The sequence below is a fragment of the Candidatus Woesearchaeota archaeon genome (assembly GCA_003695435.1).
Taxonomy (GTDB): domain Archaea; phylum Nanobdellota; class Nanobdellia; order Woesearchaeales; family UBA11576; genus J101.
This window is the reverse complement of the sequence record RFJL01000022.1, coordinates 1-4957: the sequence shown is the minus strand read 5'-3', so window position 1 is coordinate 4957 and position 4957 is coordinate 1. Positions and strand designations below refer to the sequence as shown.

Below are 4957 nucleotides of genomic sequence, written 5' to 3'. Positions count from 1 at the left end.
CTCTTCTTCAGAAGCAGACTGTGCAGAAGAACTCTCTTGAGAAGAGGGTTGTTCATCAGATGACTCCTCTGACACGGATTGCTCTTGAGGAATCGTCGAATCTTCTTCTAATTCTTCTCCGAAATCCTCAGTATCTTCATATTCTGGCTTTGCGATTGGTTGTGCCACAGGACCGTATTCCTTTTTTGGCTTAGGTGGGTTGAGAGCTTCACCTATTTTTTCTGCAAAACCTACTTTGGTAAGCACTTTAGTAACACGAACACGGCAATGCTCGCCTTCCTTTGTGTTCGCAACGAACAAAACGAAACCTTTTACTTTTGCTATGCCATCTCCTTTTTCACCGACGGCCTCAATAGAGACATCAAATTCGTCTCCTACTTGAACTGGTGGACTTGATTGTTGCATTTATGTACCTCTTAGTGTTGTATACATCTGCGCTTACGCACATGAGAAAACAGAACTCCCCCTGCTTTTTAAAAATTGTGCAAAAAGAAACGAGAAAAAATTGAAAAGAGTAAAAAGCACTTTTAAACGTCTTTAATACCCTCTTCCTTGACAACAAAGCTCGCTTCGCCATCAGGAAGGTTAGGCGCATCAATGAGTTTTGCTACTCTCGTTCCCTTCTTACCCTTTCGCAGATAAATTCTAAACGTTGATGCGTGACCCACAATATTCCCTCCAACTGCTTTGGTGGGATCTCCAAAGAATTGTGCAGGATCAACTTGCACTTGATTCGTCACATACACGCAAATATTATGCATATCTGCTAACTTGGAGAGTGTGTGCATGTGCTTGTTCAGTTTTTGTTGGCGCTCTGCAAGTGTTCCTCGCCCCACGTATTCTGCTCTGAAATGCGCGGTGAGGGAGTCTATAATAACAACTTTAACGTTGAGTTTTTCATCATGGATGAGTTCACTTACTTTTTCAGCAAGCAACATTTGATGATCTGAGTTGTATGCTCTTGCAACTTTGATGTTTTTAAGAACTTTCTCAGGATCAAGTCCTGCTCCTTGTGCGAGTTGTTTGATACGCTCAGGCCTAAACGTGTTTTCTGCATCAATGTAAACTGCAACAGCATCAGGATCATCAAGCTGGCAGTTAACTGCAAGAACATGACCTACTTGGGATTTACACGAGCCGAACTCTCCAAAGCACTCAACAATAGCGCTTGTTTCAAAACCCCCTCCGAGAAGTTCATCAAATGCCTTTGAACCGGTGGGGATTTTCTTAATACGCGCTCTTTTTTCAAGCATTTCTTGACCAGAGCTAAAGCCCATACTCATAGCATCTCTTGCAGCATTGATCATTTTCCTTGCTGCAGACTCAGAGACTCCTGCTGCTTCTACTAGTTGGCCAGGTGAAGCTACCGCTATGGACAAAACAGTATCAAATCCACCTTCCACAAGTTTTTCAGCTGTTGCTGGCCCTACTCCGGGAAGTTCTGTGACTTGAGGTTCCTTTTCCTGATTAGTGTTGTGAACCATAATGGTTTCTTCTACTTCGTTTTCTATGTGGGGGAGTGCTTCTGTCATGTGATAATCACCTCATTCTTATAAAAGATTTGGCGAAGAAAGTGTAAAAATTACACTTCCTCCACAAGGAGACCATCCTCGTTTTCAAGCTCGGTAAGTACGAGATACTCGTAAGCTTTGTTGAGGATTAAAACCGCTTTGGGCAGGTCATTGACACGCAAAGAATTGGTGGTTTTCCACGTCCCATCCTTATCTTTATAGTTGCGCTCAAAAGAGACTGTTCGATAGGTCTCTTCCTTACCATCGCGTTGTGTTTTATTGTTCCAAATTGTTGCGCTAAGAGCTCCTGCTCTGAATTTTTTTTCTGGTTGTGTCATTTTTTACCTCGGTTGCTTTCGCATTTTGTTTCACCACCTTCTCCCCTTGCTGCTTTGCCACAAGGATCATCGTTGATGTCCGATGAGAAGATATAAGAAATCGGCCTTTATAACTCTCATTGATGATTGTCCAGTGTCCAGTGATAGTTTCTGAAAGTGCGTAAAGAGTGTGTGGAACCTGTTTTAAGTTAATTTCTAAGAGATTTTTGCCACTTGTCCAGTTAGGTGTGAAGCAACAAGTAACCATCAAGTGCTAAGAGCAAACCTAAGATGATGAATTCCGTGGGGCTCCCAACACGAAAAACACCCCCTCTCCACGTCCAGTTAGAAAGAGGGGTGAATGGTTTTATACCTTCTTTAGAGAGCATATCTCCTATAAGATGTGATGTGTATCCGAGAAGAAGAGGAAAAGTGAAACGAGTGGTGTCAAACAACCAGTACACAAGAAGGGTGATGAGTGGCAATGCGAAAAGAGAATGAAAAATCCCTCTGTGTTTGAAGAGTTTTCCAATAATTTTGAAGTATTTTCCTATTGTTGATTTAGGGTGATCAATGTCGGGAAGTAGTGCTCCAAAAAGTACGAGAAGAAAGAACAAGATTTGATGCGATACTGCAACGTACTTGAGTGCGATGAGTGCGAAGAGCGCTGCAAAGGCCACGTGTGTTTTCATCAACATTTATTTGCACACCTTTTTGATGACTGTTTCGTAGCGCGTTTTGTTTATTTGTGTTGTGATCTTCTTTGTTCCTGTCTTGTTTTCATACCGTTGTGTTGTTACGCATACAGGGTTGCTAAGATCTGATGTTTTAAGAATGTCAAGCGCGATGTTTTTTTGCGAATCGGGTTGCGTGTACCAAGTAAGGTAGAATGTTTTTGTTGAATGCGCGTCTATGACATGTTCGCGTGGTGGCATGTCACGATCAACTTCTTCCCCGTTGATCAAGTATACTTTGGTGATCTCAAAGAGCCCGTTTTCTTCTTCGTTATTTGTGACGTGCGCTGTTCGTCTTAGAACATCCCCGTCCCACCAGGGATCTTCATAGGTTATGGTTACTGAAAAGCTGGTATTGCATTCTTGAGTGCGCACTGGTTGTTCAAAAACGTATTCTTGCGTATACGTAACGTTTTGTGTATAGGGTACAGGGACTTTTTCAAACACCGTTACTTCTTGACATGTGCAACCAAGAAGAAATAACAGAGGTAACAAAGCTAAGATGGATTTCATAAACAAATTAGGGTGTCAAAACCCATAAAAAAGTATTCTCGTCACTTTATTGGGACAATCGCTCAAGTTCTTCTTGAGCTGAAGGTCCTACTTCTACATCGTAGCTCATAAGCTCAATGCGATCAAACATCTCATTACGATTTACCTTTCCTCGTACCTTTACCATTTGTCCGAGTAAATCATATTTTATTGCTTCAAAGGTTTCAGGAAATTGTCGCATTTCTAACATTTGTTCATGTGTTTTGTTCATGAGTTGTTGTGTTTGTTCTTTAAAAGCAACAACTCTTAGTGTTCCTGTTCCATCATCAAGAATGAAATTCGTTACGTATCCGTACTGGGGTTGAACTGCCCCATGTGATTCACAGACGAATTGATCTCCTTGTGCTCTTGCTCGTTTTGAGCATTCTGGACAAATTTCAAAGTAACGTGGGTCAAATGATTGAACAAGTGTTCCTAGAACTTCTACGATTTCTCCTGGCTCTTGAAGATCTTTAATTTCCTTTCGTGGAGCTTGTTGTCGTTGTGGTGCTGCAACTTCACCTATTTCAACACCTTCAGGGTTGCGTTCAAGCTTACTATTATCATTAAGGTGAATTTCTGTTCTTCCTTGATTTTCCTTTACGTACCCGTTGATGATGCGAACAGTATCTCCTTGTTGTAAGTTGCGCATGAGTTCTGTTTGATCGTGCCAACAGGTAATGCGAATAGATCCTGTCTCATCACCGATGAAAAAAGATCCGACTTTTCCCGATCCGCGCTCGTTGTTCCATTCTCTGATGTCGTAGATCTGTGTGATTTTTCCCACGACTTCTACGCCACCGATACCAGGAATAACCTCGTTAATTTTTCGCGGGCCTTCTTTTTGTTCAAAGAGTGTTACGCCTTGTTCATTTGCAACAATGTGTGCCGCCCCTTCTTTTGAGACGAGGCCGTTAAGATCTTTGAGTTTTTGCTCTATCTTTGCTTCTATTGCTTCTTGATCAAGGCCTGTTTGTTCCTTGATCCTCTCAAGAACTTGTTCGTAGGGAATTTTAAGCATACAGCTCAGAAACGCTACCCGCTTTATAAGATTTATGGGATTGCAAAACACCTTGCCAAAAACTGGCGGAGAAAGGAAAACATATTCGTTAGATGCGTGTCTATATGGTTACAACAGGTAAGGGCAGTGGTTGTGTGAAGGTGTTTCCTTGTGCATCTGTTGCGCGTGCTACGAGAACAGAGCATCCCGAAAAATCACTTTTTGGGATGATTGTTCCTTGTTGTATGTTTTGCGCGGAAGGTAGTATTGTTGCAAGATCAAAGGTGACTCCATCAACGTTGGGAACTGCATCTGCGCAACGCACCTCAACACGAAGAGGAGTGCTTTGTTCAAAAGATCCATCTATTTGTAAAAGTGTTTGTGGCTGCCAGGTGAGTTCATAGTGCGGAATTCCTGAGATTTCCATGCTCTCTACGTGAAGTTGGAGAAGTTGTGGTTCAAGATCGTCAGGGTTTGGCTCTCTTACATAAGGCTCAAGAAGATTGGTGGAGTTTTTCTCTTTTCCCTTCGCGTAGACACTTACATCAGAAGTATCTGCAATATCTAGCACAACAAAGTACTCTCCCAATCCTTGCTCATAATAGAGCGTATTGGGATCAGGAAGGAATGGGCTACTTGTTGTTGTCTCATACACGATTTCACAAGTAAGATCTGTGCAGGTGTAGCGAGGGGTTTGATCAAAGAGAAGTGATACAGACTTGTTAAGAGAGATGTTGTAGCGATGTTGAGTGATTGCTTGTGTGTCAAGAGGAAGCGTATTAAGTTCTTGTGTTGTTGCAGGTAACTCCCCTTCTTTTGTGAGAACGACGTATTCCTCCACGTTACCAAGAACAGGTTTCCAAT

At 42.2% G+C, this 4957-nt stretch carries 7 protein-coding genes; all 7 read right to left on the bottom strand.

Annotation, left to right across the window (positions count from 1 at the left end):
* The coding region (locus D6774_01460; GenBank protein ID RME78358.1) for a TRAM domain-containing protein at positions 1-405 on the bottom strand (405 nt) is incomplete at its 3' end.
* A 122-nt stretch (positions 406-527) separates the two neighbouring features.
* Positions 528-1532 (bottom strand): DNA repair and recombination protein RadA, encoded by a 1005-nt coding sequence (radA, locus tag D6774_01455; GenBank protein RME78357.1) that lies wholly within the window; start codon positions 1530-1532, stop codon positions 528-530.
* A 50-nt stretch (positions 1533-1582) separates the two neighbouring features.
* Positions 1583-1849 (bottom strand): hypothetical protein, encoded by a 267-nt coding sequence (locus D6774_01450; GenBank protein RME78356.1) that lies wholly within the window; start codon positions 1847-1849, stop codon positions 1583-1585.
* 221 nt (positions 1850-2070) lie between these two features.
* Positions 2071-2526, bottom strand: a complete 456-nt coding sequence (locus D6774_01445; GenBank protein ID RME78355.1) for a metal-dependent hydrolase — start codon at positions 2524-2526, stop codon at positions 2071-2073.
* Positions 2527-3075 carry a hypothetical protein gene (locus D6774_01440; protein ID RME78354.1) on the bottom strand — a complete coding sequence of 183 codons (549 nt, stop codon included), beginning with the start codon at positions 3073-3075 and terminating at the stop codon, positions 2527-2529.
* Between the two features lie 46 nt (positions 3076-3121).
* On the bottom strand, positions 3122-4114 hold the full coding sequence (locus D6774_01435) for a DUF2240 family protein (GenBank protein ID RME78353.1): 993 nt from the start codon (positions 4112-4114) through the stop codon (positions 3122-3124).
* A 100-nt stretch (positions 4115-4214) separates the two neighbouring features.
* Positions 4215-4957 (bottom strand): hypothetical protein (locus D6774_01430; GenBank protein RME78352.1); only part of this gene is annotated, 743 nt, incomplete at its 5' end.

Bases quoted from the DNA above. Each gene is read 5' to 3' on its own strand.
- radA (RME78357.1), bottom strand. From the start codon at position 1,532: ATGACAGAAGCACTCCCCCACATAGAAAACGAAGTAGAAGAAACCATT.
- D6774_01450 (RME78356.1), bottom strand. From the start codon at position 1,849: ATGACACAACCAGAAAAAAAATTCAGAGCAGGAGCTCTTAGCGCAACA.
- D6774_01445 (RME78355.1), bottom strand. From the start codon at position 2,526: ATGTTGATGAAAACACACGTGGCCTTTGCAGCGCTCTTCGCACTCATC.
- D6774_01440 (RME78354.1), bottom strand. From the start codon at position 3,075: ATGAAATCCATCTTAGCTTTGTTACCTCTGTTATTTCTTCTTGGTTGC.
- D6774_01435 (RME78353.1), bottom strand. From the start codon at position 4,114: ATGCTTAAAATTCCCTACGAACAAGTTCTTGAGAGGATCAAGGAACAA.